The sequence below is a fragment of the Cyanobacteriota bacterium genome (assembly GCA_025054735.1).
Taxonomy (GTDB): Bacteria; Cyanobacteriota; Cyanobacteriia; order SKYG9; family SKYG9; genus SKYG9.
The window spans coordinates 1-3,659 of sequence record JANWZG010000395.1; the positions used below are offsets into that span (position 1 = coordinate 1).

The following is a 3,659-nucleotide window of genomic DNA, read 5'->3' on the forward strand; positions in this document are numbered from 1 at the left end:
TCCCTCTCCTTGAAGGATTTGCGTCCGTTGAGCTGTCTGAGTGAGTGCTAGCAGTTCATGCGTTGGTGCACGCCAACTAGCTGCAAGATGGAGCACTGGTTGGCGATCATCTAGAGTCCAAAGTTCCCCATACTGCCAATGCAGCCCTGCACAAATCATCTGCAATAACTGTGACAACTGGGGGATGATACCCTCTACTGAGGAGGCTGCAAATTCTGTTAATGTCCGAGTTACTGCGTATTGCAGGTTGAGATGTTCATAGATGCGTCTGTGGTCAGAAACATCTCGCACTATTAGCAATGCTTCATAGTCATTAATAGCAATAACTTGCACCTCTTCGTAGCGCAGCTCACCATTACAAGCAATCTGTTGTTCAAAGGTTTGCATCTCCTTGGTGGCAAATGCCTGTTGAATATAGTGCAATTGTGTGCGGGCACAATCAGGCGGTAACACCTCTTGAATAGTTTTGCCAACTAGCTCAGAAGCAGGCAGCCCAGCTAGCAGGTGCGATGATGCTAGTACCTCAAGATAAGTGCCATGTTTGGCAACCCGCAGTACCAGATCAGTGTTAGCACTAGTAGTAGGCTGAGAATTGGGGCTGTGAGAGTTGGGGTTAATAGTGTCTAGCGACAATGACGCATCCGCAAAGACAGGATGTAAGGATGGAACTTGCTCTAGCTGGGTCATACTTATGATCCTGATCTGCTAAACGTGCGGATGGCAATAGCAAATACTGATGACTTGGAATACTCTCGTGAGGATCACAAATTTTGATTTGTGTATTCTACACAGCCCCAGTAATTAGACACAGGGGTATTTCCATAACAATGGTAGCGCTTACGGGCACTTGACTCTAGACATAAGATAAATCATCCCTAAAACCCTATTGGCTGTAATCCGTAAAATCTACGATTTCGAGGCTTGGAAGTGCTATCAGACACAGTGCTTTTGTGTAATATTGATCGCCTAATAACCGTCTGGTAGGGTATGCATCTATGCAAATAATGAATGATTGAGTATTGAGAGAATATTGTGAGTTAGCCTTGACTTGGGCACCACTACGCTCCATAGTTAAGGGCATTCGTTAGACCTAGACTAAGTAGGGCAGGATGTAGGAATGCCATGGAAATGGCAATTAGCTAGCGTGCTGCGTGGTACCTACTACAGGTTAATGTCAGCGAGTTGCTGCCAACGCATGGCTGCAAATGTCATCTCCTGTAGTTACCGATGAGGTAAAAGAGCTAGTTATGGTCAAAATTTCTGCCCAGCCTTATGACTATGAGTTGCCAGATACTGGGGTTGCGTTGATAATCATCGACATGCAACGAGATTTTATTGAGCCGGGCGGGTTTGGTGACGCGCTTGGCAATAATGTTAGCCTGCTGAAGGCAGCAATACCAGCTATTAAGCAGTTACAAGCTGCGTTTCGTGCTCGCAAATTGCCTATTTTTCAAACTGTAGAGGGGCATCAGCCCGACTTGTCTGATTGCCCACCATCGAAGCTGAATCGGGGTAACTATGCCATAAAGATAGGCGATCGAGGGCCTATGGGGCGCATTTTGGTGTTGGGCGAACCAGGAAATGATGTGATTCCAGAGCTAGCTCCTCTCCCAGGGGAGGTTGTGATCCCTAAGCCGGGTAAGGGTGCATTCTATAACACAAACCTAGAAGCGTTGCTGCAAGAAAACAACATTACCCATCTGGTGATTACTGGTGTTACCACTGAGGTGTGTGTGCAAACTACCATGCGGGAGGCCAACGATCGCGGGTATGAGTGCTTACTCGTAGAAGATGGTACGGCAAGTTATTTCCCTGAGTTTAAGCAGTCAGTGCTGGAGATGGTTCGTGCTCAAGGTGGCATCGTTGGCTGGACTGCACCTGCGGCTAGTGTCTTACAAGGGTTATCGGTTGCTGCATCTTGCTAGGCTGCTAAGGGAGTGCGTTGTCTATAGATGCCTTTGCTGCCAAAACTGGGTGATGTCGTAGCCCAACTCTGCCAGCATTTGCCGAAACAGAGGCAGGCTGAGACCAATGACGTTGGTGTGACAGCCGTCTAGCTTTTCTACAAAAAATCCGCCCATGCCTTCAATAGCAAAACCACCAGCACAGGCCATGGGTTCGCCGGTAGCGACGTAGGTCTCGATTTGTTGGTCAGTGATGTCAGCAAAATAGACTTGGGTAACCCGACAACACACTAGCTGCTGATCTTGGGCCAAGTCCAACAGGGCATGACCTGTACACAAGTCTCCGACCCGACCCCGCATTCGCTGCCAGCGAGCGATCGCCACTTCAGGACTGTCAGGCTTGCCGTGGATTTCGCCACCAAAGGCCAGCACTGAGTCACACCCTAAGACTAAGCAATGGGTATCAATATCAGGAATCTCGCCATTGCGGATGCGGTTGGCGATCGCAGTTGCCTTACCCAAAGCTAGCGTGTTGACTAGCTCAGCCGGGTCAGTAATGGTGACAGCATCTTCGTCAAACTGACTAGGGCAAACATGGAACGTGAGGCCAGCTTGGTGAAGCAAGCGCCGTCGAGCAACAGAAGCTGATGCCAGAACTAGGGTAGGGTATGGCATGGGGACAAGGAACTGTTAAGTATTGAGGTGATAACCTAATTGGCTGGAAGGAGCTTGCAAGAGTCATCCTCTAGAAGCTTAGCTGTTTTGTTGACGGATATAACAAGGTTTGAAGAAATTAGGACAATAGCACAGCCGACTGAAGTCGGTACTACAAACTGAGCACTGGAACTTATACGGGCACACTCGTATGGCTTGAGAGCATCGGCCATAGTTTTGGCTGTGTATCCATACATAGATCCCTGGATGAGGGTGGTGATTACACTTGCGGTTCGCTGACCTCTGCGTTGGCGATCGGCACAATCACTGCATGGCCTCGCAGTTCTCGCCATAGCGCCAGTAGGGTACTAGCAATGAAGATACTAGAGTAAGCACCTGCTATAAAGCCAATAATGAGAGCTAGGGCAAAGAATTTCAAGGTTTCACCACCCAGCAAGAAAATGGCAATCAAGGGTAGCAGGGTTGTCATCGTTGTGTTGATGGAGCGTCCCAGGGTTTGATTAACGGCATCGTTGATGATGTCGTTGATATGGTGCTCGGTTGTTGCCCGTTCGATTGTCTCGCGTACCCGATCGTAGATGACCACTGTGTCATTGACTGAAAATCCAATAATAGTGAGCAGGGCCACAATGAACAGACTATCGACTTCGGTACCGATAGTGAGTCCTAGGAGGGCAAATACCCCTAAGGTCACCAAAACATCATGCATAAGGGCCACCAAGGCAAAGATGGCATAGTCTAGCTGAAAGCGAAAGGTGAGGTAGATGGTAATGCCCACAAAGGCCATGAGGAGTGCTAAAACACCAGAGCGGAATAGTTGTGCTCCTAAGGTGGGGCCGACGGTATCGATTTGAGTTTTCGTTGGGTCAAAGGTGCCAATCTTGTCTTGGAGGGCGGCTACTAGTTGTGTGCGTTGGTTAACAGGCAGTTCTTTAGCCCGGATAGAAATAGCCTGAAAGCGATCGCCGGCCACTTGCACGTTGCTGCTGTCAATGCCCTGCTGTGAGAGGATGGCTCGTACTTGGTTGAGGTCGATGGGTTGGTCGCAATTGCCTGGTTTTGTGCAGTCTAGCTCTAGTT

4 protein-coding genes are annotated in these 3,659 nt (G+C 48.9%); 1 reads left to right on the forward strand and 3 read right to left on the reverse strand.

Annotated elements, in window-relative coordinates; all coding sequences use genetic code 11:
* A partial coding sequence (locus NZ772_15660; protein ID MCS6814991.1) for a PAS domain-containing protein occupies positions 1-687 on the reverse strand: 687 nt, incomplete at its 3' end.
* Positions 688-1,247: 560 nt separating this feature from the next.
* Here NZ772_15660 and NZ772_15665 point away from each other — a divergent pair.
* Positions 1,248-1,925, forward strand: coding sequence for a cysteine hydrolase (locus tag NZ772_15665; GenBank protein ID MCS6814992.1), 678 nt, complete (start codon positions 1,248-1,250; stop codon positions 1,923-1,925).
* 21 nt (positions 1,926-1,946) lie between these two features.
* Here the strand turns inward: NZ772_15665 and NZ772_15670 are convergent, their stop codons facing one another.
* Complete coding sequence (locus NZ772_15670; protein MCS6814993.1) at positions 1,947-2,579, reverse strand: Maf-like protein; 633 nt, start codon at positions 2,577-2,579, stop codon at positions 1,947-1,949.
* A gap of 259 nt (positions 2,580-2,838) precedes the next feature.
* Positions 2,839-3,659: protein translocase subunit SecF (secF, locus tag NZ772_15675; protein MCS6814994.1), on the reverse strand; the 821-nt coding region annotated here is incomplete at its 5' end.